Annotated in this window: 26 protein-coding genes; 12 read left to right on the top strand and 14 right to left on the bottom strand. The window is 33.1% G+C overall.

What is annotated here, in order from left to right; genetic code table 11:
- The first annotated feature begins 121 nt into the window (after positions 1 to 121).
- From BKM63_RS14995 to BKM63_RS15030, 8 genes are all read left to right on the top strand, one after another.
- The gene (locus tag BKM63_RS14995; protein ID WP_071637399.1) at positions 122 to 1,120 is read left to right on the top strand and encodes a glycosyltransferase; all 999 of its coding nucleotides are present in this window, start codon (positions 122 to 124) and stop codon (positions 1,118 to 1,120) included.
- Between the two features lies 1 nt (position 1,121).
- Positions 1,122 to 1,718, top strand: a complete 597-nt coding sequence (coaE, locus tag BKM63_RS15000) for a dephospho-CoA kinase (protein WP_071637400.1) — start codon at positions 1,122 to 1,124, stop codon at positions 1,716 to 1,718.
- A 59-nt stretch (positions 1,719 to 1,777) separates the two neighbouring features.
- Entirely contained in the window at positions 1,778 to 3,364 is a 1,587-nt protein-coding gene (locus BKM63_RS15005; RefSeq protein WP_071637401.1) for a sensor histidine kinase, read from the top strand.
- Between the two features lie 3 nt (positions 3,365 to 3,367).
- Positions 3,368 to 4,084: a response regulator transcription factor gene (locus tag BKM63_RS15010; RefSeq protein ID WP_071637402.1), complete on the top strand. Its 717-nt coding sequence runs from the start codon at positions 3,368 to 3,370 to the stop codon at positions 4,082 to 4,084.
- 562 nt (positions 4,085 to 4,646) lie between these two features.
- On the top strand, positions 4,647 to 5,393 hold the full coding sequence (locus BKM63_RS15015) for a hypothetical protein (RefSeq protein WP_071637403.1): 747 nt from the start codon (positions 4,647 to 4,649) through the stop codon (positions 5,391 to 5,393).
- A gap of 3 nt (positions 5,394 to 5,396) precedes the next feature.
- Positions 5,397 to 6,788 (top strand): RtcB family protein, encoded by a 1,392-nt coding sequence (locus BKM63_RS15020; RefSeq protein WP_071637404.1) that lies wholly within the window; start codon positions 5,397 to 5,399, stop codon positions 6,786 to 6,788.
- Between the two features lie 14 nt (positions 6,789 to 6,802).
- On the top strand, positions 6,803 to 7,492 hold the full coding sequence (gene prfH / locus BKM63_RS15025; RefSeq protein ID WP_071637405.1) for a peptide chain release factor H: 690 nt from the start codon (positions 6,803 to 6,805) through the stop codon (positions 7,490 to 7,492).
- Positions 7,479 to 8,006: a hypothetical protein gene (locus tag BKM63_RS15030; protein ID WP_071637406.1), complete on the top strand. Its 528-nt coding sequence runs from the start codon at positions 7,479 to 7,481 to the stop codon at positions 8,004 to 8,006. Before prfH ends, BKM63_RS15030 begins: the two co-directional genes overlap by 14 nt.
- A 127-nt stretch (positions 8,007 to 8,133) precedes the next feature.
- Here BKM63_RS15030 and BKM63_RS15035 read toward each other — a convergent pair whose 3' ends face one another.
- The 8 genes from BKM63_RS15035 to BKM63_RS15070 form a co-directional block, all read right to left on the bottom strand.
- Entirely contained in the window at positions 8,134 to 8,880 is a 747-nt protein-coding gene (locus BKM63_RS15035) for an acyl-[acyl-carrier-protein] thioesterase (RefSeq protein WP_071637407.1), read from the bottom strand.
- 53 nt (positions 8,881 to 8,933) lie between these two features.
- The gene (gene miaA, locus BKM63_RS15040) at positions 8,934 to 9,872 is read right to left on the bottom strand and encodes a tRNA (adenosine(37)-N6)-dimethylallyltransferase MiaA (RefSeq protein ID WP_071637408.1); all 939 of its coding nucleotides are present in this window, start codon (positions 9,870 to 9,872) and stop codon (positions 8,934 to 8,936) included.
- 155 nt (positions 9,873 to 10,027) lie between these two features.
- On the bottom strand, positions 10,028 to 10,867 hold the full coding sequence (locus BKM63_RS15045; RefSeq protein ID WP_071637409.1) for an ion transporter: 840 nt from the start codon (positions 10,865 to 10,867) through the stop codon (positions 10,028 to 10,030).
- Between the two features lie 30 nt (positions 10,868 to 10,897).
- The gene (locus tag BKM63_RS15050; protein ID WP_071637410.1) at positions 10,898 to 12,259 is read right to left on the bottom strand and encodes an exonuclease domain-containing protein; all 1,362 of its coding nucleotides are present in this window, start codon (positions 12,257 to 12,259) and stop codon (positions 10,898 to 10,900) included.
- A 90-nt stretch (positions 12,260 to 12,349) separates the two neighbouring features.
- Positions 12,350 to 12,697 (bottom strand): four helix bundle protein, encoded by a 348-nt coding sequence (locus tag BKM63_RS15055; protein WP_071637568.1) that lies wholly within the window; start codon positions 12,695 to 12,697, stop codon positions 12,350 to 12,352.
- Between the two features lie 65 nt (positions 12,698 to 12,762).
- Positions 12,763 to 13,422 carry a YggS family pyridoxal phosphate-dependent enzyme gene (locus tag BKM63_RS15060; protein ID WP_071637411.1) on the bottom strand — a complete coding sequence of 220 codons (660 nt, stop codon included), beginning with the start codon at positions 13,420 to 13,422 and terminating at the stop codon, positions 12,763 to 12,765.
- A 12-nt stretch (positions 13,423 to 13,434) separates the two neighbouring features.
- Positions 13,435 to 14,322 (bottom strand): 3-hydroxyacyl-CoA dehydrogenase family protein, encoded by an 888-nt coding sequence (locus BKM63_RS15065; protein WP_071637412.1) that lies wholly within the window; start codon positions 14,320 to 14,322, stop codon positions 13,435 to 13,437.
- An 87-nt stretch (positions 14,323 to 14,409) separates the two neighbouring features.
- The gene (locus BKM63_RS15070; RefSeq protein ID WP_071637413.1) at positions 14,410 to 15,375 is read right to left on the bottom strand and encodes a Gfo/Idh/MocA family protein; all 966 of its coding nucleotides are present in this window, start codon (positions 15,373 to 15,375) and stop codon (positions 14,410 to 14,412) included.
- Positions 15,376 to 15,586: 211 nt separating this feature from the next.
- On the opposite strand from BKM63_RS15070, the gene BKM63_RS15075 reads away from it, so the two are divergent.
- Positions 15,587 to 16,228, top strand: a complete 642-nt coding sequence (locus BKM63_RS15075; protein ID WP_071637414.1) for a protein-L-isoaspartate(D-aspartate) O-methyltransferase — start codon at positions 15,587 to 15,589, stop codon at positions 16,226 to 16,228.
- Between the two features lie 28 nt (positions 16,229 to 16,256).
- Here the strand turns inward: BKM63_RS15075 and BKM63_RS15080 are convergent, their stop codons facing one another.
- From BKM63_RS15080 to smpB, 3 genes are all read right to left on the bottom strand, one after another.
- The gene (locus tag BKM63_RS15080; protein WP_071637415.1) at positions 16,257 to 17,261 is read right to left on the bottom strand and encodes a helix-turn-helix domain-containing protein; all 1,005 of its coding nucleotides are present in this window, start codon (positions 17,259 to 17,261) and stop codon (positions 16,257 to 16,259) included.
- An 82-nt stretch (positions 17,262 to 17,343) separates the two neighbouring features.
- Positions 17,344 to 17,985: a hypothetical protein gene (locus BKM63_RS15085; RefSeq protein ID WP_071637416.1), complete on the bottom strand. Its 642-nt coding sequence runs from the start codon at positions 17,983 to 17,985 to the stop codon at positions 17,344 to 17,346.
- A 78-nt stretch (positions 17,986 to 18,063) separates the two neighbouring features.
- On the bottom strand, positions 18,064 to 18,519 hold the full coding sequence (gene smpB, locus BKM63_RS15090) for an SsrA-binding protein SmpB (RefSeq protein ID WP_071637417.1): 456 nt from the start codon (positions 18,517 to 18,519) through the stop codon (positions 18,064 to 18,066).
- Positions 18,520 to 18,657: 138 nt separating this feature from the next.
- Between smpB and BKM63_RS15095 the strand changes: the two genes are divergently transcribed.
- Together BKM63_RS15095 and BKM63_RS15100 are read left to right on the top strand one after the other, a co-directional pair.
- On the top strand, positions 18,658 to 19,296 hold the full coding sequence (locus BKM63_RS15095) for an outer membrane beta-barrel protein (protein ID WP_071637418.1): 639 nt from the start codon (positions 18,658 to 18,660) through the stop codon (positions 19,294 to 19,296).
- 96 nt (positions 19,297 to 19,392) lie between these two features.
- A complete protein-coding gene (locus BKM63_RS15100) occupies positions 19,393 to 19,617 on the top strand; it encodes a VF530 family DNA-binding protein (RefSeq protein ID WP_071637419.1) in 225 nt (74 codons plus the stop codon).
- Positions 19,618 to 19,620: 3 nt separating this feature from the next.
- Here BKM63_RS15100 and BKM63_RS15105 read toward each other — a convergent pair whose 3' ends face one another.
- The 3 genes from BKM63_RS15105 to BKM63_RS15115 all read right to left on the bottom strand — a co-directional run bounded on the left by BKM63_RS15105 (position 19,621) and on the right by BKM63_RS15115 (position 21,705).
- Positions 19,621 to 20,178 (bottom strand): DUF3575 domain-containing protein, encoded by a 558-nt coding sequence (locus tag BKM63_RS15105; protein ID WP_071637420.1) that lies wholly within the window; start codon positions 20,176 to 20,178, stop codon positions 19,621 to 19,623.
- 121 nt (positions 20,179 to 20,299) lie between these two features.
- Positions 20,300 to 20,848 carry a GNAT family N-acetyltransferase gene (locus tag BKM63_RS15110; RefSeq protein WP_071637421.1) on the bottom strand — a complete coding sequence of 183 codons (549 nt, stop codon included), beginning with the start codon at positions 20,846 to 20,848 and terminating at the stop codon, positions 20,300 to 20,302.
- A 5-nt stretch (positions 20,849 to 20,853) separates the two neighbouring features.
- Complete coding sequence (locus BKM63_RS15115) at positions 20,854 to 21,705, bottom strand: aldose 1-epimerase family protein (protein ID WP_071637422.1); 852 nt, start codon at positions 21,703 to 21,705, stop codon at positions 20,854 to 20,856.
- A 184-nt stretch (positions 21,706 to 21,889) separates the two neighbouring features.
- Here BKM63_RS15115 and BKM63_RS15120 point away from each other — a divergent pair, with 184 nt between their 5' ends.
- On the top strand, positions 21,890 to 24,160 hold the full coding sequence (locus BKM63_RS15120) for a M1 family metallopeptidase (RefSeq protein WP_071637423.1): 2,271 nt from the start codon (positions 21,890 to 21,892) through the stop codon (positions 24,158 to 24,160).
- The last annotated feature ends 232 nt before the right edge of the window (positions 24,161 to 24,392 follow it).

Raw genomic sequence — 24,392 nt, forward strand, 5'->3', positions numbered from 1 at the left:
AAATATAAAATACTACCATAAAAACCATCAACCAAAAGTTGGTGGTTTTTTTATGAATATAACCTATCTTTGCTGAAATTTTTAAAGTTTAAAATATTCCACTTAAAACCGCATTCCCGCTATGATTTTTTCTTTAATTATACCAGTGTATAATCGTCCAGATGAAGTTGATGAACTTTTAGAAAGCCTGACAAAATCGGACTACAATGAACCTTTTGAAATTGTTCTTGTTGAAGATGGGTCTTCTATTCCTTGCAAAGATGTAGTGATGACGTATCAAGGAAAATTGAATATATCTTATTATTTTAAGCCAAACTCTGGCCCGGGTGACTCGAGGAACTTTGGAATGCAGAAGGCGAGAGGAGATTATTTTATCATTTTTGATTCAGATTGTATTATTCCGTCTAATTATTTAACAGAAGTTCGTAAAGCTTTAGATGAAAAATATGTAGACTGTTTTGGAGGCCCTGATAAAGCATTGAAAAGTTTTTCAAGTATCCAAAAAGCAATCAATTTTGCTATGACCTCATTTCTTACAACAGGAGGGATACGCGGCGGTTCTGAGAAAATTAACAAGTTTCAGCCTCGCAGTTTCAATATGGGAATTTCTAAGAAAGCATTTGAAGCGTCAAAAGGTTTTGGAAACATTCATCCGGGAGAAGATCCGGATTTATCGATTCGTTTATGGAATTTAGGATTTGAAACCAGATTGTTTTCTGAGGCTTATGTTTACCACAAACGTAGAATTGACTGGGAAAAATTCTCTATTCAGGTAAAGAAATTCGGTATTGCCAGACCTATATTAAACAGCTGGTATCCAGAACATAATAAGTTAACTTTTTTCTTTCCTACGGTATTTATATTGGGATTATTGATAGCTTTTTTACTATTAATTTTTAATATTGATATTTTATTACAATTATATTTTGTATATTTCGTTATAATTTTTCTTACAGCAAGTATTCAGAACAAAAGCATCAAAATTGGTTACCTGTCTGTAATTGCTGTATGGAAACAATTTTATGGTTATGGAACGGGATTTTTGGAATCTTTTGTGAAAGTAATTTTACTGAAGAAAAAACCGCAAGAAGCTTTTCCTCGTATGTTTTTTAAGATATAGTATGACAAAAATTATTGGCTTAACAGGCGGAATAGGAAGCGGTAAAACATCAATCGCCGGTTTTTTTAAAGAAATGGGAATTCCTGTTTACATTGCTGACGATGAAGCCAAGAAAGTAATGCAGTCTGCCGAAATTATAAATGAGATAAAAAGCACTTTTGGAGAATCGCTCTTTGAAAATAATGTTTTGAATCGGGCAAAATTAGCTGAAATTGTTTTTAATAATGCAGATGAATTAGCGAAACTAAATGCTATAGTGCATCCGGCGGTCAAAAGGGATTTTCAATTCTGGCTTGCGCAGCATAAAAATGAAGAATTAGTTGTTTATGAAGCGGCTATTTTATTTGAAAGCGGTAAGTATAAAGATTTTGACTATATAGTTACAGTAACCGCTCCGGAAGAAGTTAGAATTGAAAGAGTGATGAAGCGCGACAACACTACACGCGAGCATGTTTTGAATAGAATGCAGATGCAGTGGAATGACGAAAAACGAATTTCTTTGAGCAATTTTGTTATTAATAACAGTAATCTTAAAATTGCTAGAGAAGAAGTTGTTAAAATTCTTAAAATTTTAAATATAAAACAAAAACAGTCTTAAATGTTAATATTTGGTTAATGTATTATTTAGTATATTGTTAAAATATTAATTTTGTTTCGATGAATAAATTATTTTTTAGAATACTTGTTTTATTGATGAGTTTGTCCTTGATAGGGATAATTCTGGTACAGGTATTTTGGTTTAATTCTTCATTTAAAAATAATGAAGAACAGTTTAAATACCACGTTACTCAAGTTATCGGAAACGTTGCAGACAAGCTCGAACAGCAAGAAGAATACAGTTTTTACGATAAATACAACCGCATAAAAGACAGCACGGGTAAAATTCCAAAAAAAGAAGATTTACTGGAAGTTTTATATGTGCAGAGAAATACAAAAACAAATAAAACAATTGTATATTCTAATACGTTAACTTCTGAAGATTATGATATTAGCGGATCGCTTTTTAATAAAAAATTCAGCAGTGAGCGATTTAAAAATTTTAGTTCTAAAAGAGTTACTGAAGTTTACAACAACAATAACGGAATTGACAATGGAAGTTTAGGGCAAAGCATTATTCCTGACCTTAGAACTGAAAAATCAGGAAGCTTAGATATTCTAAACAAAGTTCAACAGCAGATTCAGTATAAAGATATTGCATCGTTAACTCCAATTGAAGGAAGAATTACTAAAGATAAACTTTCAAAACTTTTAAAGAAAGAATTACAAGAGTACGGAGTTAAAACCAAGTTTGAATTTGGAATTTATAGTAGCGGTGTTCCAACAAAGATAAAATCTGATGGATTTCACTACGATAAAGAAGCCACATATAATATTCCGATATATACTGATAACGAAGGGAATAGCAGATATGAATTGTCAGTTACTTTTCCTCACAAAAAGAAGTTTTTGCTATCAGAATTGTTAAGTATTACTATTTTATCAATAGTTTTTACTTTAATTATCATAGTAGCTTATACAAGTGCCTTAAATCAATTATTGCGTCAGAAACATATTTCCGAAATCAAAACAGATTTTATTAATAATATGACGCATGAGTTTAAAACTCCAATTGCAACAATAAATTTAGCACTTGACGCAATTAGAAATCCAAAGATTATCGAAGATAAAGAAAAAGTTTATCGATATCTTCAAATGATTCGGGATGAGAATAAAAGAATGCATGCTCAGGTTGAAAATGTATTGCGAATCTCTAAATTAGAGAAAAGAGAACTCGATATTACAAAAGAACCAACTGTAGTTCATGACATTATAGACGATGCAATAGAGCATGTGAATTTAATTTTAGAAGACAGAAAAGGAACGGTAGTAAGACATTATAATGCAGCAAGAACAACCTGCTTAATTAATGAAGTTCACTTTACTAACGTTTTGGTTAATATTTTAGAAAATGCCATAAAATATTCACCGGGAACTCCTGAAATTGAAATTTTTACAGAAAATGTAAAAGACATGATTCTGATAAAGGTAAAAGATAACGGATTAGGAATGAGTAAAATAGCTCAAAAACGAGTATTTGAAAAATTCTACCGCGAACATACAGGGGATCTGCATAATGTTAAAGGACATGGTTTAGGTCTGGCGTATGTAAAAAGAATTGTCGAGGATCACAATGGACAAGTATATGTTGAAAGCGAAAAAGGAAAAGGTAGCACCTTTATAATAAAAATACCATTAATAAATTAAAATATGGAAAATAATAACAAAAGAATACTTTTAGTAGAAGATGACCTAAATTTTGGGGCGGTTCTTAAAGATTATCTAATGTTAAATGACTTTGAAGTTACTTTAGCTAAAAACGGTATGGAAGGTTTCGAAAAATTCAAGAAAGATGTTTACGATTTATGTATTCTTGATGTAATGATGCCTTATAAAGATGGTTATACTTTAGCCAAAGAAATTAGAGAAAAGAACAGCGAAGTGCCAATTATCTTTTTGACAGCAAAATCTATGAAAGAAGATGTCTTAAAAGGATACAAAGCTGGTGCTGACGATTATTTAAATAAACCTTTTGATTCAGAAGTATTATTGATGAAAATCAAAGCGATTATTCAAAGAAAATCAGCAGATACAAAAGCAGAACAAGTACAGTTTGAATTTAATATTGGTAAATTCCACCTGAATTCTAAACTTAGATTCTTAACTTTTGAAAACGAGGAGCCAATAAAATTATCTCCAAAAGAAAATGAATTACTTAAAATGTTAATTCTTCATGAAAATGACTTAATGCCGAGAGAATTAGCTTTAACTAAAATCTGGAGAGACGATAACTACTTTACTTCAAGAAGTATGGATGTTTATATCGCTAAACTTAGAAAATACTTAAAAGCTGATGAAGATGTTGAAATCTTAAACATTCATGGAGAAGGTTTTAGATTAGTGGTAAAAAGCAAAGTTTCTGAATAACAAATTCACCTGAAAATATACAAGCTCTGAGAAATCGGGGCTTTTTTTATGTTTAAAAAGGAAAAAATGGTACTCAATTTTTCCTTTCGTCGAGTGCCAGACAATTCAAAAGAGTAAAATTTGAATTTTATTTTTTAAACTTTTACTTTTGGATAGGTATTTGATTTTTAAATATTTAGTTTGCTTTTTATGCATTTAAAAATTATCTTGATTATTTTTAAACCGATTTTTCTTAAAATAAATTTGGAAATTCAAAAAACAATTCTGAATATTTGCAGACGAAAAAAATAATAACCCTTTAAAACGAAGAAAAAATGTTTGTACTTACATCGACATCACAGAACTTCACACCAAATGTATTTGGTGCAGTGCATCTTCGTGGCTTATTTCAATCTTAGAAATACATTTTTTAGATATATAAAAAAGCCCGAAGACAAATAGTTTCGGGCTTTTTTATTCTAGACACTTCAAATTTTCCCGACAATCGTTTTATTTATTTATCCTTCACGGATAAAATGTTTAAGCCTTTTTGGCTGTTAATTTAATGCACTATAATTTTTTAATGGAAAATTATACGGTAGATGAGTATGCCTTGTGTGCTCGTTTTAAAAGTAAAAGAAAGAAAAAAAGATTAGTAAAGGAAGATTTTGAAAAACAATTAATTCAGATAAAAAAGCTTGAAAAAGAACTTTGGAATAAGCGAAAAAATTTACCATTAGTTCCACTTGACAATCCATATCAAAAAGGATGGCAGAGCAATTTTGTACTGAGAGAAGATGTAGCAAGATCAAGTGAAGCTGAATTTTACAAAAGTCTATTGGGAAAAATAAATACCTGGCAGTTTTCTTCTGAAAAATCTTTCAAGGGAAAGAAAAAGAGAAAAAGAAGAAATGTATATGTTGAAAAAATCCAGACTGTAAAAGAATTTTCGGAATGGGAATGGAGAAGTCCAAAATTAGAACTGACAGAGAAGGAAAAAATGCATTTTTATAAACGTGAACGTTGGTGCAGCAACTTTAAACGATTTAAAATTCATTATGTGTTTAATGAGCCTTGGCGCTATGTGCTTCGCATTAGTCCATACATGATAACACACACTAAAATGGTCGATTCAGATTTGGAAAGCGAAATTCAGTTTCTTGACAATTATATAACTAATCTTAATTTAAGACATAAGATAAACAAATTAGTAGATGGTTTTTCTCATCGTTGGAGTTATTATGAAAATGAAAATCCAAAAGAGATAAGCCCAATTAAAAATAAAAGTCTGCAGGTATTGTATCAACAATATGTAGACGAAATGATATAAATCATGGGAAATAAATTAACTGGAAAAGACCTGATTAAGTTAGGGTTTCCAAAGAATAATTCAATAAATATCGCTTTAGGGCAGATAAACAGATATAGAAAAAGAGAAAAAAAAGAATCTATTTTAACAGAAGCAAAAGACGTTTTGTTAAATCCAGAAAAGTTTGAAGGGCACGGAACATGGGGGAAAGTAGCTGAAGGTTTGATAAAACCCGTACAAGTGAGAATGCATCAATTGAAGACAACGAGGGTTCCTTTTACAATTTTTGGTGAAAATAAAATTGACCAGCAGGCAAAATTTCAACTATACGATTCGTTAAAACTGCCAGTTTCAGTTGCGGGAGCTTTAATGCCAGATGCGCATTCCGGGTATGGACTGCCAATTGGCGGTGTTTTGGCAACAGATAATGCCGTGATTCCATACGGAGTAGGTGTAGATATTGGATGCCGAATGAGTCTTTCAATTTTCGATTTACCAGCTTCTCATTTCAAAGGAAAAGAACATCAGTTAGAAGCGATTTTAAAAGACAATACCAAATTCGGAATGTACGAAACCCATGCTTCGAGAGTAGATCACGAAGTATTTTATAAATCAGAATTTCAGGATATTCCGCTGCTGAAGAATCTTTTGCCAAAAGCTTATAAGCAATTAGGTAGTTCTGGTGGAGGAAACCATTTTGTAGAATTTGGAATTGCTAAAATTGAAAATCCGGAGAACGAATGGAAGCTTGAAAAAGGCGAGTATTTCGCTGTTCTTTCGCACAGTGGTTCTAGAGGTTTAGGTGCAAACATTGCGAAGCATTACACGTATTTGGCGACAAAACAATGTCCGCTGCCAAAGAATGTACAACATTTGGCCTGGCTAGATTTAAATACACACGATGGTCAGGAATATTGGCTGGCAATGAATTTAGCCGGAGAATATGCAAAAGCCTGTCACGATGATATTCATAGACGAATTGCCAAAGCGATAGGAAAACGAGTTGTTGTCACAATAGAAAACCACCACAATTTTGCATGGAAAGAAACGGTAAACGGACAGGAATGTATTGTGCATAGAAAAGGAGCGACGCCCGCGGCCGAAGGGCAGCTGGGGATTATTCCAGGTTCGATGACGGCACCAGGTTATATTGTAAAAGGGAAAGGAAATCCGGAAAGTTTAAACTCTGCATCGCATGGAGCCGGACGTTTGTTTTCGAGAGCAAAATGCAAAAGCACTTTTACACAAAGTGAAATTAAAAAAGTATTGAAAGCAAATGATGTAACCTTGATTGGAGGCAATATTGACGAAGCGCCAATGGCATACAAAGACATTACAAAAGTGATGGCAAACCAAACGGATTTGGTTGAAGTTCTGGGAACTTTTACACCAAAGATCGTTAGAATGGATCGCTAAAAAAAGATTTAAAAATGGAAAAAATAATTCAGATAACAGCGGGTCGCGGACCTGCAGAATGCACTTGGGTGGTTGCTCAAGTGCTTAAAAAAGTTTTAGAAGAAGCACAAGATAAACAATTGGATGTTGTTTTGCTTCAAAGAGAAGCAGGGCAGGAGAATGGAACGGTAGAAACAGCATCTATTTCTGTTAAAGGAAAAAATGCAGATAGTTTTGTTAAATCCTGGATTGGAACGATTCAATGGATTGGGCAGAGTCAGTTTAGGAAAATGCACAAACGTAAAAATTGGTTTATTGGAATCTTTGAAATTGAACCGCAGAAAAATACAGCAGTCTCAGAAAATGATATTCAATATCAGGCAATGCGAAGTTCTGGTGCAGGAGGCCAGCACGTAAACAAAGTAAGTTCTGCAATTAGGGCAACACATATTCCAACAGGAATTGCAGTGGTTTCTATGGACAGCCGTTCGCAGCACCAAAATAAAAAACTGGCAACAGAAAGATTATTAAAAAAATTAGAAGACGAAAAACTATTTCAGCTTAAAAATCACGTGGGAAAACAGTGGGAAAATCAGCTGAATATTGAGCGAGGAAATCCTGTGAGAGTTTTTACCGGAAGTGACTTTAAAAAGAATAAAGCGGAGAAAAGTTATAAAGGAACTCGTCAAAAACTAAAAAACGATTTACGAAATGAAAACAATTGATAAATATCTTTTTCAGGCTTTGGACAACTATCCTTATTCGCTTGAAGAAACAATTGAATCTTTAGATTATGCTTTTTCTTATGACGCAAAAAATACTATGGTTTTGTGTTTATACGGAAGAATTCAGGCAGAGCAATTAATGAATTATGAAGAAGCGAAGTTGTATTTTCAGGAAGCTTTAGCGATTAATATTCATGCGCTGGAAGTATATCCGTATTATTTACAGACTTTAATTCTAAACGAAGATTATGACGAAGCCCTAAAGCTGATTGATTTTGCTTTAACGATAAAAGGAATAAACAAATCTGATATTTATGTAAAAAAAGCAATTCTTTTTGAAGCACGTCAGGAATTTAAGAAGGCACTAGAGGAAATTAAAAATGCAAAATTGTATTCTTTACAATTTACATACGAATGCAATATTAGTGAGGTAGAAAAAAGAATTGAAGGTAAAATTAGTTTGTTAAAGAAGAAAAAGAAAACCAAAAAAGGTCCTAAAAAGAAATTAAAATGATTTTAATGAAAAAAAGATGCGGTTCAAATAGAATCGCATCTTTTTTTGTTTAGTATAATCTGCTTCAAAGTTTTTAAAACAATATAAGCTGTACTAATGAGCTACATCCGTTAAATTTGCAGGCTGATTACTTCCAATGCAGCTCCAAAGCAAAACAGGTTTTTTCATCTTTTGTTATGCTGAAGGTTGCGGTTGTATGATCGTCGTCTTCGCTTTCGTGAATTACAACATTATCCTGCAGTGAAAGCTCTTTCATGAAATTCATTTCAAAGCTTTTAACTTCTTGATTCAGGATTCTTTTTGGATCAACGTGGTCAATGCACCATTCCAGATATTTAACATTATTCACATGATTTACAATATCGAGATCTGAAAGGTAAACTGTTTTTTCAAAAACGGCCTCTTTTTCGTGGTTGATATTTATTTTAGAAAAACCTTCTGTTGTTGCTCTGTTTTCAGGAAATAGTTCAAAATGCTCATACGGAATTGCTAAAGGCTCAGGACGACGTGACTTTGTGTTAAAGACAGCCCAGTAAGTCTCACAGCCTACCAGTTTCTTTCCGTTAACATACATTTCCAGGGCACGCACTGAGCGTGAATTTTCAAGACTGTTAATCCATGTTTTAACCGTTACAATATCCTGCCATTGCGGTAATGCATGTACTTCTACGCGCATTCGGCTTAAAACCCAAGCCTGGTCGAATTCCTGCATGTCATGAAAACTGATCCCTCCAATTTCAGCATGTGAGCCTGCGGTTAATTGTAAAATATTACATAAATCAGTGTATTTTAAATAACCAGTCGGTGTGCATTGCGTGAAATGGATTTCCCAGTCTTTGCTTAAAACTGAAGTGAAATTTGGAGATATAGGCATTTTGTAATTTTAGATTTTAGTCCCGATCCCGAAACCTCGGGATGGGATTGATTTTAGATTGTTGATTTAGATTGATTTAGAATATTTTCTATATAATCTATTATTTGTTTTCTATCTGTTGCGTAATCGAACCATTTGGTCGATTCGTTTCGTTTGAACCAAGTTAATTGTCTTTTGGAGAATCTTCGGGTATTTTTCTTGATTTCATCTATGGCAAAAGGCAGAGTGAATTCTCCGTCAAAATAACTAAATAATTCTCTATAACCCACCGTTTGCAGTGCATTTAACTCTTTGTTAGGGTATAACGTTTTCGCTTCTTCCAATAAACCTTCGTTCATCATGATATCAACTCGCTGGTTGATTCGGTTGTAAATTACTTCCCTTTCAGCATCTAAACCAATCAAAACAGGAGTGAAGTCTCGATTGTTTTTCTTCTGATTTAAAAAGGAAGAATAGGCTTTTCCTGTTCCTATGCAGACTTCTGTAAAACGCATCATTCGCTGCGGGTTTTGTAAGGTCTGCGGATTTTCGGTTTCTATTTTTTGATAATAAACAGGATCCAGATCTTGTAATTGTTGCTGTAAATAGGTAATTCCGAATTTTTCGTAATTTGAATTTACTTCTGCACGGACTTCCGGGTTAATTTCGGGAAATTCGTCAAAACCTTTTAAAATAGCGTCGACATATAATCCTGAGCCGCCAATTAGAATTACAAAATCATTATTTTGAAAGAGTTCTTCAATTTTTGCTAAAGCTTCTTTTTCGTAATCTCCTACAGTATAATTTTCAAAAATCGATTTATTTTGAATGAAGTGATGTTTGGCCGAATTCAATTCTTCCGGATTTGGAACTGCTGTACCAATCGTCATTTCTTTAAAAAACTGACGGCTGTCGCAGGAAACAATTTCGCATTTAAAATGTTGTGCCAAAGCAATGCTTAAGGCTGTTTTGCCTATAGCTGTTGGTCCGACAATGGTAATTAGGTACTTCATATTTTTTAGCCCAGATGGAAATGAAAACCCCGGACTTATGTTTGTTCGTTTTTTTTGGTGTAAAAGAGCGACCTCAGAAGCTCCTTTTATGCCTTAAAAAAACAACAAAGATAAGGAGGAGTTGCAATGTACAGCTGGAATAGCTTCAAATTAAATTAATTAATAGGCAATTCGGTTCCGCATTGGTAACAATATTTGGCGTTATCAAAATGGACTTGCGATTGACATTTTTTGCATGTTTTTTTTGTGTTTACAGCATTGTTCTTCAAACTGGTTTTGGCAAATTCGGCAGTTACGATTCCTGTAGGCACAGCTATAATTCCGTAACCCAAAATCATGACTAAGGCGGCGATAAACTGCCCCAAAGGCGATTGAGGGGAAATATCTCCATAACCAACTGTTGTTAAGGTTACTATTGTCCAATAAATTCCCATAGGAATACTGGTAAACCCTGATTCTTTGCCTTCGACCAGATACATTATCGTACCGATGATGACGGTGCTGATGAGTACAAAATAAATGAAAACTAAAATTTTCTCTTTACTGGCTTCGATAGCATCACGAAGTTGTGCTGATTGATGGGAAATTTGCGGAATATGTAATATTTTGAATAATCGGAAAAAACGTAATGCCCTGACAACCGATAAAACACTGGCGCCGGGAAAAAAGATAGATAAATACATAGGCAGTACAGCGAGTAAATCGATTATTCCGTAAAAGCTGAAAACGTATTTAACGGGTTTTTGGATGGATATAATCCTTAAAATATATTCGATTGTAAAAAAAACTGTGATAATCCATTCACAGATAAGAAGCTGTGTGTGGTATTTATGGCTGATACCCTCAACAGTATCAAGCATTATTAAAAGAACGCTTAATAAAATCAAACCCAGAAGTACTAAATCGAACATCCTTCCTAAAATGGTATTGGTACCATACAGAATGATTTTGATTTTTTCTCTAAAGATTTCGTATTTTGATTTTCTATTTTTCATATCTGCGAAGATAATGAAAGTTTTGTATTGTTAAAAATGAAGGGTTTTAAGAGATTTACTCTTTCGGATGTAGTTTTGAATAATATTTTTTACATCGCGGTTGTGCTGCATTGGAATCAGGATATTTTTTAAGATATCGATGTTAGTAATCTGATAATTAAGATCGTAATAAGCATAACCTTTATAGAGTCCGTTTTCGATTAATACAGCGCTTCTTTCGTTTATACTTCTTCCTCTGTCTATCAAAATCATGCTTTTATTTTCAAAACTGTTTTCAGAAATAAATTGCTGTACTCTTAAATTGTAAATTTCGGGTGTTACTTCGCCAATACAGGCACCGTCGCATTCTTTTATTTTATATTGAAAACACTCTTTTTTGGTTTGATATAAACCAGTTAATTTTTGGCACAAATGGTATTTTGCGGTGAATTTGAAAAGCGCATTTTTGCCTTCCTGTAAAGAGGCAAACGATGTGATTTCTTTTTTACGGCCATCGGCTTTTTCCAGTTTTAGATTGATATAGCCTTTAGCATCTTTTTCAGCATAAATAGCAAAAGGAAAAACTGATTTTTTCTGCGAACGATTGTATTTGGGACGATTTACTTTAACTTCCTGACTTTCTTTTAAAAGCGCAATTAGTTCGCTTCCGGTTTCGTCGTACGTTATCGTGAAAACTTCGGCTTGGATTTTTTTGCTTTTAGTGGTAATTCCGGTAAAATGCTGATTGATTCTCTTTTTTATATTTTGGCTTTTGCCAATGTATATCAGGGTGCCGCTTTCGTTATAAATGTAGTAAACACCGGTTTTAGCAGGCATTTGACTTAGAAGATCCAGGAATTTTGGCGCAATTCCTTTTTCGACTTCTAGTTTTATAAAATCTTTTACTATAGTTTTTTCAACATCTTTTTCCAAAAGCATTTTAAAAAGCTTTGTTGTTGCCATAGCATCTCCGCTGGCGCGATGTCTGTCTGCCATTGGAATTCCGAGTGCACGAACCAGCTTTCCAAGACTGTAAGAAGGCTGTTCCGGAATTAGTTTTTTTGCCAATTCTACAGTACAAAGTGTTCTGGCTTCAAAATCGTAACCTAAACGTCTAAATTCAGTACGTAAAATTCTATAATCAAAAGAGGCGTTGTGAGCTACAATAACGCAGTCAGCGGTTATCTCGATAATACGTTTGGCGACTTCATAAAACTTTGGAGCTGAACGCAGCATAGCATTATTGATTCCAGTGAGCTTTACAACGAAAGGCTGAATTGGAATTTCGGGATTGACAAGACTAATGAACTGGTCTACTACTTCATGACCATCAAATTTATAAATGGCAATTTCGGTAATTCCTTCTTCATTAAACTGGCCTCCAGTGGTTTCTATGTCTAGTATTGCGTACAAATTAAGTGTTCGGTGTAAAATTCAATTACAATAACAATTTCAAAAATCAATATCAATTTAAAATTGCTATTGTAATTGTCATTAATAGAATTATTTCTTATTTAGTATCATTTTTGATGAAATTGCGATCAGTTGTTCTACTTCAATTAGAAGTTTACTTCTCTTGCTATCATCACCTTCTTTTATATAATCTAGAATTTTTAATGAATTTCTTGATTCTTTTAACTCTTTTACGACCAATGAAACTTTAAAAATAAAATCTTTATCTGTTATTGTTCCTTGTGTTTCTCCAAAATTTAAAGATGCACTTCCAGATGAACTAATTAGTTGATTTTTATAATATTCGTTTTCAAATATTTTTTCTAATTGTCTACTAAAGAAAATACACTCTCCTGCAAAACGAACTAATCGATCTTCAAAGTTGAATATTTTTTCCATTAAAAATTTAACTTTTAATTTTTGCAATTGTTATTGATTTTTGAAATTGCAATTGATATTAAAAATTATCTTCCGCCAAAAATGCTACTTCCAATGCGAACCATTGTGCTGCCGCATTCTATTGCCAATTGATAATCTCCGGACATTCCCATTGAAATAGTATTCAGTTCGCAGTTTTCAGTTTGCAGTGTTTGAATAGAATCAAAAATCGATTTTAAATGGGTAAATTCTTTTTTAATTTGGTTTTGATCTTCTGTGAAAGTTGCCATTCCCATTAAACCTAAGATACGAATATTTTTTAACTCTTTGAATGCTGAAGAAGTTAAAAGTTCGTTTAATTCGTTTTCGTCTAAACCAAATTTAGATTCTTCTTCGGCAATATACATTTGAAGAAGGCAATCAATTGTTCTGTTGTTTTTTAAAGCTTGTTTGTTGATTTCCTGCAATAACTTCAAACTGTCAACACCATGTATCAAACTCACAAATGGTGCCATAAATTTTACTTTATTGGACTGAACGTGACCTATCATGTGCCATTGAATGTCTTTTGGCATTTGTTCCCATTTCTCGGTCATTTCCTGGATTTTGTTTTCTCCAAAAATACGCTGACCGGCTTCATAAGCCTGCATTAAATCTGAAACTGGTTTTGTTTTTGAAACGGCAACTAATGTTACGTTTTCCGGCAGACCCGCTTTGATTGTATTTAAATTCGATTGAATCGACATGATATTTCTTTTTTATAAAAACTGCTTCGAGATTTTCTCTGCTTTTTTACTTTCGCTGTAATCGTAAAAACCTTCACCGGATTTTACTCCCAGTTTTCCGGCTCTCACCATATTAACTAAAAGTGGACAAGGAGCATACTTTGGATTTTTGAAACCTTCGTACATTACATTTAAAATGGCAAGGCAAACGTCAAGACCAATAAAATCAGCTAATTGAAGCGGTCCCATTGGGTGCCCCATTCCTAATTTCATTACGGTATCGATTTCATAGACACCTGCAACTTTATTATATAACGTTTCGATTGCTTCGTTTAGCATTGGCATCAAAATTCTGTTTGCCACAAATCCCGGATAATCATTTACTTCAACAGGAACTTTTCCTAATTTTACTGATAAATCCATAATAATTTTAGTGACTTCATCGCTGGTATTGTAACCGCGAATGATTTCGACTAATTTCATAATTGGCACCGGGTTCATAAAATGCATTCCGATAACGCGCTCAGGATGTGCAACAACGGACCCAATTTGTGTAATTGAGATCGAAGAGGTATTGGTTGCTAAAATGGTATTGTGTGAACAAGCTTCGTTTAATTGCTTGAAGATGTTTAGTTTTAATTCTACATTTTCAGTTGCAGCTTCCACAACTAAATCAGCACCTACCACACCGTCTTTAATATCGGTATAAGTAATAATATTAGTTATTGTTTTGGCAACATCTTCCTGGGTAATTGTGCCTTTAGCAAGCATACGGTCTAAATTAGCCGCAATAGTTGCCATTCCTTTATCTAATGATTTTTCTGAAACATCAATAAGTTTTACAATAAAACCACTTTGTGCAAATGTATGAGCAATTCCGTTGCCCATTGTTCCTGCACCAATTACAGCTATAGTTTTCATTTTATTTTAGATATTTTATTTATGATTTAGCCACGAGTTCACCTGTTAATTCGTGAATTCGTGGCTAGTTTTATTTTATTCTTTCAACTATTTATTGAAACAGTCGATAATTTGATAAGCTACACGTAATGCGTCTGTAGCTTGTTCAAGCGTTACAACTGGAGTAGTATCTGTATTAATTGCATTTGCAAAAGATTCTAATTCGTCTAGAATAGCGTTGTTTTGCTCCACATCGGGATTAGTAAAATAGATTTGTTTTTTTACACCCTCGGCATTTTGAAGGATCATGTCAAAATCACCAGGAACTTCCGGTGCATCTTTCATACGAACCACTTCGCATTTTTTTTCTAAAAAGTCGACTGAAATATAGGCATCTCTTTGAAAAAAACGGGTTTTACGCATGTTTTTCATTGAAATTCTGCTTGCTGTTAGATTGGCAACACAGCCATTTTCAAATTCGATTCGGGCATTGGCAATATCCGGTGTATCACTAATTACAGAAACACCACTAGCATGAATATCTTTTACTTTTGAATGAACAACACTTAAAATAGCATCAATATCATGAATCATTAAATCCAGAACTACAGGAACATCTGTACCACGCGGATTAAACTCTGCCAAACGATGTGTTTCTATGAACATCGGGTTTTCGATCATGTTTTTTGTTGCAATAAAAGCAGGATTAAAACGCTCTACGTGACCCACTTGTCCTTTTACGTTGTATTCTTTAGCCAAGGCGATAATTTCTTCGGCTTCTTCAACGGTATTAGCAATTGGTTTTTCTATAAAGATATGTTTTCCTGATTTGATTGCTACTTTTGCACATTTATAGTGTGAAAGTGTTGGAGTCACAATATCGATTACATCGACAGCGTGAATGAGTTTTGCAATTGTGTTGAAGTTTTTATAGCCAAATTCTTTTGAAATTCTTTCGGCATTTTCTTGATTTTCGTCGTAAAATCCAACTAATTCGTATTTGTCAGATTGTTGTAATAAGCGTAAATGTATTTTACCAAGATGACCAGCACCTAAAACTCCTACTTTTAACATGAGAATGTATTTTAAACAAAAATATAATTTATTTGTCGAAAGTGAAAATGAATTTAACTAATTGTGAGTTGTGAATTATGAATTGTAAACTATTAGCTCCAGCTTTTGACTTCTAATTTTCGACTTTTGACATTATAAATTTATTATTTAAAAATCAATATTTGAAATCCTGTTTTGTTTCTTATTTTTGCCAAAATAAAACCTACCCATTTTGAAAGATACTGCCAAACATCAAGGACTTCGTAATCAATTAGTAAGCACTCTGGAGCAAAAAGGAATAACAGATAAAACAGTTTTGGAGGCGATAAAAAAAATCCCCAGACACCTTTTTTTGAATTCAAGTTTTGAAGATTATGCTTATCAGGATAAGGCATTTCCTATAGGTGCGGGGCAGACTATCTCACAGCCGTACACGGTTGCCTTTCAATCTCAGTTATTAGAGGTAAAAAAAGATCATAAAATTCTTGAAATTGGAACCGGTTCTGGTTATCAAACTGCCGTTTTGTTTATGCTTGGTGCAAAAGTATATACGGTAGAAAGACAAAACGAATTATTTAAGCAAACTTCGGTTTTGTTTCCAAAACTAAATATCCGCCCAAAACATGTTTCGTTTGGAGACGGTTATAAAGGTCTGCCAAATTTTGCTCCCTTTGACAGTATTATCGTTACGGCCGGTGCTCCGTTTATTCCGCAGCCATTAATGGCACAGTTAAAAATAGGAGGAAGGCTTGTTATTCCGCTTGGAGAAGATGTTCAGATTATGACTTTATTAATACGTAAAAATGAAACTCAATTTGAAAAACACGAGTTTGGAGAATTCAGATTTGTTCCTTTATTAGAAGATAAAAACTAAAGAAAGCCCAGTTTAACTGGGCTTTCTTTTAGGCTGTTAATTGCACGGCCCGGTTTAGGTTTTCTTTCTCAATTCTGAGGATATAATTTATAAAAATAGATTTATCGTTTTTGATTTGACTTTCTTCCAAGATAGATAAATATTCATTTACGCTATTTTTGTCTCCCTCAATTGCAGCATACGCATAATTATTTTGAAGCAGTATCCAGTTTAATATCAAATTTGCCATTTGTAAGTTTCCATTTTCGAAAGGATTGATTTCAAGTATTTTTAAGTAAACTTCAGAAGCAAGAATTATGGGATGAAGATTATTTTTATGAGAGTCGAACCAATTAAAAAATGAATTCATTTCACGTATAACCAAAGAATCCTTTTTGTATTTTCCTGAATTTTCGGATTCAATTCCTTTAAAAATTAAATTATGAATTGAAAGAAGATCTTTTTCATTTAAAGATATTTTCTTTTGGTTTAAATCTTTGATATATAATACTGTTTCTTGAAAATTAATTGCTTCAAGGTGATTTTGCATACTTTTACCTGCAATGGTCATTCCTTCATTTATTACAGATTTAGTTTCTTCCATTGTTAATGAATTTCCATTTAAATAGATGCTTTTAAATATAAACTCTAATTCTAAAGTTTTTGAAATTCGACGTAATTCAAAGTGATTGAAGGATTGAATTTTATTTTTTAATGTTTCAATTTCATCTAAAATGGTTTGAAAAGAAGATATTATTATAGAGTTGATTTCTTTTTTCTTGTTTTGAATTTCTTGTTCAGCGAGAAGAAGGGCTTTTAATGCAAATTCTTCATCGCCAATTTCGTAAAGTATCTTTTCCTTTAGCCAGGCTGTCATTAACGTTTCATAATCAATTTCTAAAAGCTGTGCTAACTTTGTAATTTGATCTTTAGTGGGTTTCCTGGTTCCAGACTCAAATTTGCTTATTAATGCCTGATCAATTTTTAGAAGCTGTGCTACTTCACGGGTTTTTAGTCCTTTTTTTTCTCGGGCATTTTTTAAAAGTGATTTCATTTCATGAAAATTATAGTCTTGACAAGTTTAGTCATTTTTTTAATCATAAAAAAAGCAATAAAAAATATTGCTTTCTGATTTATTATTTTGGAGGCAGAGAACCGTCTTTTCTCATTTCTTTAACTACTGCCTGCATAATTGCGTCTACTGTTTGACCTAAATCTGTTACATATTCTGATTTTGTAGTTCCTGTCCAGATTAGTTTATTGTCTTTTAACGAAAAAATATTGGTTTCAACCATGTAAGAAGTCGTTTCCTGATAATATCCCGGATCATAAAAAGCCGGCGAATACATTCCGTACCAGTTTCCAAAACCATAACCGTACATTCCAGAATATAAACCGTCAAAACCTCCATAATACATTCCGGTATAAGTTCCCGGAACATAAGTAGTTTCTTTGTCTTTACTCACCAAACGCATGGTAACCACTCCGTCAAAATTTTCGTCTTGCAGAATTTTTAATTTTTGTTCCTGTGTAAGCTGTTTTGTGGTTTCGTTTAGGTATTGATATGAAGTTTTAAATATAGCGTTACTGGCGGCAATTCTGTTTTCAGCAACTCTTCTCGAAGCTTCATCCTTGACTAAAACAACAACTAAAACTTTTTTAAATTGTTCCTGTGCTACTGTTATTTTTGGATCTCTCCAGCTGTTAACAATAGTAGTGTTGCTGCCGCAACTTGAAAGGAACAGAATTACGAGTAAAAAAAGTAAGTGCTTTTTCATATTTTACAGTTAAATTGTTTCTAGTAAAAATAACTATAAAATGTTAATAAAGACAGATTTATGTAAAAAAAATCTTGCTTAGTTAAACGCTTTCTTGATTCTGTCTAAGTCACGTTTTGTATCCTGCTCTTTCAGAGACTCGCGTTTGTCGTAGTTTTTCTTTCCCTTACAAAGGCCTATTTGCAGTTTTGCAAGACCTTTTTCATTTGTAAACAATTTCAGAGGTACGATAGTAAGACCTTTTGCCTGAACACTTTTATGAAGAGACTTTAGTTCTTTTTTATTTAAAAGTAATTTTCGTTCACTTCTTGATTTGTGATTGAATTGATTTCCAAACGAATATTCTTCGATATAGGTATTGATGGCAAAAAGTTCCAGGTTATGGAATTCGCAAAAGCTTTCTGTAATATTTGCTTTTCCTAAACGTATTGATTTGATTTCTGTGCCTGCTAAAACAATTCCAGCAGTATAGGTATCGATTATTTCATAATCAAACCGGGCTCTTTTATTAAGTATATTGACTGATTTTAACATGGGGACAAAAGTAAGGAAAATTGTAAAACTTCACGCGATCAAATATAATTAAAGATTTTTTTTAATCTATGATTTTAATCAGCTGCTCCAAAAATGCTTCCTTTTAAGTTTGTTCTATAATTCAAAAACAAATTTAATATGAAAAAGATTGTTACATTAATTGCTATTGCATTTATGGGGCTAACAGCACAAGCCCAAGATTCAGCTCAAGGATTAAAAGGTGCCTGGTTTGCCACTTCTCAATTTGGATATCAGCAGACAAAAACGGCCGATGTAAAAAATACAAATTTATCTGTTCTTCCGGTTGTGGGGACTTTTGTAACGCCATCTGTAGCTGTTGGAGCAGGTTTGGGATACATTAATATCAAAGCAGATTCTGATAAAGGCACCGCGGCAAAAACAGACTTATTTGTGATTCAGCCTTTAATTAGAAAATATTGGAACGTAGCCGGTTCATTATATTTCTTTGGACAAGCTGCCCTGCCGGTTATTACTGGAAAAGAAAAAGAAAGTGATTTAAAAGTAAATCAATATGGTTTATCTGTATCAGGAGGTTTTGATTATTTTATTACTAAAAACTTCTCAGTTGAATTTTCTTATGATTTGGCGAATTTTACTTCTACTACTATTGAGCCTAAAAATGGAGAGAAAACTACGGTTACGAATTTTGGATTAGCACACGTTGCAAATGTTGACCCATTTTACAACACCGCTCTGGCGGGAAGTAATCCTAACTTAACATCACCGCTTTCTTTTGGATTTAAATTCATATTCTAAAATTTAGCGAATTGTTTTCAGTCAATTCGTTAATTTTGCAAAAAAGGCCGTACTTTTTTTAGTACGGCCTTTTAGTATTATTTAATTATATAAAAAATGGAAAGCAAACCCAAAGACCCGCTTCACGGAATAACACTTCAAAAAATTGTCGAAACTCTAGTAAAACATTATGGATTTGACACACTGGGAGAATTAATTCCTATAAAATGCTTTACCGCAAATCCCAGCGTAAAATCAAGTCTTACTTTTTTAAGAAAAACCGATTGGGCTCGTAAAAAAGTAGAGGAGTTATATATAAAAACGCTTCCTAAATTGAGCTGATTTTTAGTTTAATTTGTATGAAATCATAACGCCGCCACGATACGGAAGCCATTCGCCGCTTTTGTTCCAATTAACTGTTTTTTCGTATCTGCCAGGCGTTCCATCATTATATTTACCGTGGTAAAAGCCCTGATGCCATCCGCCTCCGGCAAAAATATCTAACAAAAATTTATCGCTTAGTTTTAGATTGTATCCTACAGTAACTCCTAAGCGGTAACCAAATCCGTGTTCATATTTATTAGTATCCCAGTAATTCCATTTTTGAATTTCGTAAACATCTGGACCGGCATGACCTCCAACATAAAAACCATTGTATTTCTCTTTAAAATGATAACGAACTTCTGGAGTTAATGTATAAAATTTCATAGGACTGTGTCCATTGAAAGATTCCCAAAAAGAAGCCATGACATCAACGCTAAATGTAACTTTTTCTCCAATACTGGTTTCTACACCCACGTTAGGAATTCCTAATAAAACCGTTGCACCATTAAATTTTATAAAAGTCTGGCTTTGGGCGTGTACAGAAAAGAAAAGAACAATTAGTGCGAGTAATTTTTTCATGGTATTTAAATCGGAGAGGAATAATTTATTTTCGGCACAAATATAACGCAATAGAGGTTTTAGGTATTGTGTTTTGCATTAATTTAACAAGATTTTTTTTTGATAGAAATAGTAAAATGTTTTAATTGTTTAATAATGAATAAATTACTTTATCCAAAAAAACGCCTTCATAAAATTCGGCTTCTTTTAAATGTGCTTCTTTTACAAACCCGCATTTTTGTAAAACTTTTTCAGAGGCATAGTTTTCAGGATCAATAACGGCTTCGATTGAGTGTAGTTTTAAATTTTCAAAACCAAATTTAATTAATGTGCTTACTGCTTCGGGGATAATTCCTTTTCCATGAAATTCAGGTAATAGCATATAGCCGATTTCAGCACGGTAATTTTCGGGCTGTAATCTGTAATAACCAATTATCCCCAAAAGCCTCGGATTATCTTTTAAAGTTATTCCCCAATTAATGCCCAGATTTGTTTCGATTTTCTCTTCAATCATGGCAATATGTTCTAAAGCATCTTCATTGTTTTTAACCAATGGTCTAGGAATAAATTTCATAGTTTCCGGATTCGAACGTAATTCGAATACTTCATTAACGTCATCATTTGTAATTCTTCTCAAAAGCAAACGATCAGTTTCAAGAACTGGAAAAGGATGAAAGTTGAATTCTAGCATTTTTATTATAAGATTTTGATACTAAACTGTGAATGAAAAGTTTGATCTGCTTCTAAAATCAGGATGCCTTCTTTTTTGAATAAATCTCCAGGATTATTTGCAGTATCTGAATAGCCAAACCAAGGTTCAATGCAGATAAAAGGAGCTTTATCCTTGGTCCATATTCCTAAACTTGGGAAATCTTCAAAATCAACTTTTACATATGGTTTTGAGTTTTCGAGGATAGTAAGTGAATTAGATTCTAATGTTTTAAAAACCAGAGCATCATTTTCAAAAAGTTTGTAATTTAATGGAACTACACTTTCTACTGTTTTTAAAGTTTGGGTTTTATTAGAAATCAAATCGTTTTCTAAAAGATTGAATTTTAAAGACTCCTCTTTTTCAAATTTAAATGCGTAGTTTTCAAATTTTTCAGGCAGGGCAATTGCCGGATGTGCACCAATTGAAAAAGGCATTTTTGTTTCACTTTTGTTAATTACAACATACTCTATATTTAAAGAAGTATTTTCTATGGTATAAATAAGCTGTAATTCAAAATCAAAAGGATACTTTTTTAAGGTTTCAGAGTTTGATTCTAAAGAAAAAACAGCACTATTTTCGGTTTTTTCAACCAATTCAAACTCCATATCTCTGGCAAAACCATGTCTTGGTAAATGATATTCTTTTTCATTAATAGTGTAGGTATTGTTTCTTAAGGTACCCACAATTGGAAATAAAATAGGAGAGTGCTTGCCCCAAAAGTCAGGATTTCCTTCCCAGATATATTCTTTATTTTGATTATCTGTTAAAGAAAATAATTCAGCTCCTGCATGTTTTATAGAGGCTTTTAGTGTGGAATTTGATATCGTTGTGTTCAAAATATAGTAATTGTAAGAATTAGTTTTATTGTGACGTAAATATATTTTATAAATTTCTTTTTTTATGGAAAATGATTCAAATTATTTTTTTAATAAAATTTTGCTAAAATTCAATTTAAGCTTGGCTATTTCTCTGTAAATAGCTTTTTTTTTCATTAATTTGCTACATAAACAGCTAAAAAATATGAAAAAGCAATCAGCAAAAGCCATTTTAACCGCGGCTTTATTTTTTGGGATTTCTTCTGTCTGGGCGCAGCAAACTCCCTCAGCAGCAACAACAAGTCCTGTAAATAATTATAATTATCATGATGCCTTTGGTCCTCATTTTTATACAAAAAACGGAACACCTACACGTGCAGCAAGCGGACAGCCGGGAGTTGAGTACTGGCAAAACAGAGCCGATTATCAAATTACGGCAAAATTAAACGGAACAACAAACGAAATTGTTGGTACAGATGAAATCACGTATACTAACAATAGTCCGGATAAATTATCATTTTTATGGCTGAATTTAGATCAAAATTTATTTAAGGAAGATTCCAGAGGAAATGCAGTTGTACCTTTGTCAGGAAGTCGTAATGGAGCTCAGGGACAGCATTTTGACGGAGGAAATAAGATTAAATCGGTTAAGGTAATTTCTATTGGAAAAAAGAAAACGGAGGTTGAAGCAAAATATATAGTTACTGATACCAGAATGCAGATTTTCCTTCCGGAAGAATTAGCTGCAAAAGGTGCTTCTGTAAAAATCAAAATTGAATTCTCTTTTATTGCACCATTTGAAGGTTCAGACAGAATGGGTGTTTTAGAAACTAAAAACGGAAAAATATTTACGATTGCACAATGGTATCCGCGTATGTGCGTTTACGATGATGTGAGAGGCTGGAATACTGCTCCTTATTTAGGAGCTTCTGAGTTTTATTTAGAATATGGTGATTTTGATGTAAAACTTACTGTTCCTGGAAATCATTATGTGGTGGCTTCTGGTGAATTAATAAATAGTGCTGAAGTGTTTTCGGCAGATCAGTTAAAGAAATATAAAGATGCTTCTCAAAGCGACAAAACGGTTATGATTCGTTCTGCAGAAGATGTTGCGGCAACTGCAAATACAAATGCAGGAACTGAAAAAACTTGGCATTATAAAATAAAAAATGCACGTGATTTTTCTTGGGCATCCTCTCCGGCTTTTATTTTAGACGGAGCAAAAATAAATCTGCCAAGCGGTAAAAAATCTTTGGCCTTATCTGCTTACCCGGTTGAAAGTGCTGGTAACGCCGCTTACGGACGTTCTACTGAATATGTAAAAGCATCTATAGAACATTATTCTAAACAATGGTTTGAATATCCTTACCCGGCAGCGACAAACGTGGCAGGAAATGAGGGAGGAATGGAATACCCGGGAATTGTTTTTTGTGGATGGAAATCAAAAGGACAAGATTTATGGGGAGTTACAGATCATGAATTTGGTCACATTTGGTTCCCTATGATTGTAGGTTCAAACGAAAGATTATTCGGCTGGATGGATGAAGGATTCAATACTTTTATCAATTCATTGAGTACGGCAGCGTTTAATAATGGTGAATATAAAGAAGAACCAGCAGATTTACATAAACAAGCAGAACCTTTTACCAGACCAGATTTAGAAACTATTATGAGTTCTCCTGATAATATGAAGGAAGCGAATATTGGTATGTTGTGTTATTTTAAACCAAGTGCCGGTTTGGTAATTTTAAGAGAACAGGTTTTAGGAAAAGAGCGTTTTGATAATGCTTTCAGGACTTATATAGAACGCTGGGCTTACAAACATCCGCAGCCAGATGACTTTTTCAGATCTATGGAAAATGTTGCTGGTGAAGACTTAAGCTGGTTTTGGAGAAGCTGGTTTGTAAACAACTGGCGTTTCGACCAGGGAATCAATTCTATTAAATATGTAAAAAATGATCCTGCAAAAGGCGTTATTATTACAGTTGAAAATTTTGATAAAATGCCAATGCCAATTGTATTGGATGTGAAAACAAAAAGCGGTAAAGTAACAAGAGTTAATTTGCCTGTAGAAATTTGGCAGCGCAACAATGAATGGTCTTTCAAACACAATTCTACAGAAGAAATCGAAAGCATAACCTTGGATCCTGAACATGTTTTTCCAGACAATAATGATTCAAACAATGTTTGGACAGCAGGAAAAGGAAAGATTGAGAAAGATGTAATTTTAGATCCGTATTTAGGGACTTTCGTCACTAAGCTGGCGCCTTTAACAATTGAATTTTCAGAGAAAAACAGTACTCTATATGCTGAGATAACAGATTATCCTAAGTTTGCTGTTAAATCAGTTCCAGAAGAAAAGGATACATTTGAATCTAAAGGAGCTGGTTTGAAATTCAAGTTTAACGAAGCTAAAACTGGTTTTGATATGATTGTAATAGGAAACGGACAAAAAATTCCATTTACTAAAAAATAAAAAAACTTAAATATTAGAGTTTTTAAAACCCGATAGTTGTTCTCAATTATCGGGTTTTGTTTTTTTGTTTTTTTTGAGGTTTCAAGTTTCAAGTTTCAGGTTTAAGTTTAATCTTAAGCTTTTGAGTTAGCTGTATAAAAACTCAGCCCTTAGTACCTCAGTAACTTAGCTCCTCAGCACCTTAAAAAAAATAACTTTACATTAAAAAAATGTTAGAATTTTATTTTTTTGT

It is taken from the genome of Flavobacterium johnsoniae (assembly GCF_001879205.1).
In the GTDB taxonomy this organism is placed as follows: Bacteria; Bacteroidota; Bacteroidia; order Flavobacteriales; family Flavobacteriaceae; genus Flavobacterium; species Flavobacterium johnsoniae_A.

Coding starts and splice junctions, on each gene's coding strand:
- BKM63_RS15120 (WP_071637423.1), top strand. CDS start 21,890: ATGAAAAAGCAATCAGCAAAAGCCATTTTAACCGCGGCTTTATTTTTT.
- BKM63_RS15095 (WP_071637418.1), top strand. CDS start 18,658: ATGAAAAAGATTGTTACATTAATTGCTATTGCATTTATGGGGCTAACA.
- BKM63_RS15030 (WP_071637406.1), top strand. CDS start 7,479: ATGAAAACAATTGATAAATATCTTTTTCAGGCTTTGGACAACTATCCT.
- BKM63_RS15010 (WP_071637402.1), top strand. CDS start 3,368: ATGGAAAATAATAACAAAAGAATACTTTTAGTAGAAGATGACCTAAAT.
- BKM63_RS15060 (WP_071637411.1), bottom strand. CDS start 13,422: ATGTCGATTCAATCGAATTTAAATACAATCAAAGCGGGTCTGCCGGAA.
- BKM63_RS15085 (WP_071637416.1), bottom strand. CDS start 17,985: ATGAAAAAGCACTTACTTTTTTTACTCGTAATTCTGTTCCTTTCAAGT.
- coaE (WP_071637400.1), top strand. CDS start 1,122: ATGACAAAAATTATTGGCTTAACAGGCGGAATAGGAAGCGGTAAAACA.
- BKM63_RS14995 (WP_071637399.1), top strand. CDS start 122: ATGATTTTTTCTTTAATTATACCAGTGTATAATCGTCCAGATGAAGTT.
- smpB (WP_071637417.1), bottom strand. CDS start 18,519: ATGTTAAAATCAGTCAATATACTTAATAAAAGAGCCCGGTTTGATTAT.
- BKM63_RS15070 (WP_071637413.1), bottom strand. CDS start 15,375: ATGTTAAAAGTAGGAGTTTTAGGTGCTGGTCATCTTGGTAAAATACAT.
- BKM63_RS15005 (WP_071637401.1), top strand. CDS start 1,778: ATGAATAAATTATTTTTTAGAATACTTGTTTTATTGATGAGTTTGTCC.
- BKM63_RS15055 (WP_071637568.1), bottom strand. CDS start 12,697: ATGGAAAAAATATTCAACTTTGAAGATCGATTAGTTCGTTTTGCAGGA.
- BKM63_RS15080 (WP_071637415.1), bottom strand. CDS start 17,261: ATGAAATCACTTTTAAAAAATGCCCGAGAAAAAAAAGGACTAAAAACC.
- miaA (WP_071637408.1), bottom strand. CDS start 9,872: ATGAAGTACCTAATTACCATTGTCGGACCAACAGCTATAGGCAAAACA.
- BKM63_RS15065 (WP_071637412.1), bottom strand. CDS start 14,322: ATGAAAACTATAGCTGTAATTGGTGCAGGAACAATGGGCAACGGAATT.
- BKM63_RS15105 (WP_071637420.1), bottom strand. CDS start 20,178: ATGAAAAAATTACTCGCACTAATTGTTCTTTTCTTTTCTGTACACGCC.
- BKM63_RS15110 (WP_071637421.1), bottom strand. CDS start 20,848: ATGCTAGAATTCAACTTTCATCCTTTTCCAGTTCTTGAAACTGATCGT.
- BKM63_RS15045 (WP_071637409.1), bottom strand. CDS start 10,867: ATGAAAAATAGAAAATCAAAATACGAAATCTTTAGAGAAAAAATCAAA.
- prfH (WP_071637405.1), top strand. CDS start 6,803: ATGGAAAAAATAATTCAGATAACAGCGGGTCGCGGACCTGCAGAATGC.
- BKM63_RS15035 (WP_071637407.1), bottom strand. CDS start 8,880: ATGCCTATATCTCCAAATTTCACTTCAGTTTTAAGCAAAGACTGGGAA.
- BKM63_RS15100 (WP_071637419.1), top strand. CDS start 19,393: ATGGAAAGCAAACCCAAAGACCCGCTTCACGGAATAACACTTCAAAAA.
- BKM63_RS15015 (WP_071637403.1), top strand. CDS start 4,647: ATGGAAAATTATACGGTAGATGAGTATGCCTTGTGTGCTCGTTTTAAA.
- BKM63_RS15020 (WP_071637404.1), top strand. CDS start 5,397: ATGGGAAATAAATTAACTGGAAAAGACCTGATTAAGTTAGGGTTTCCA.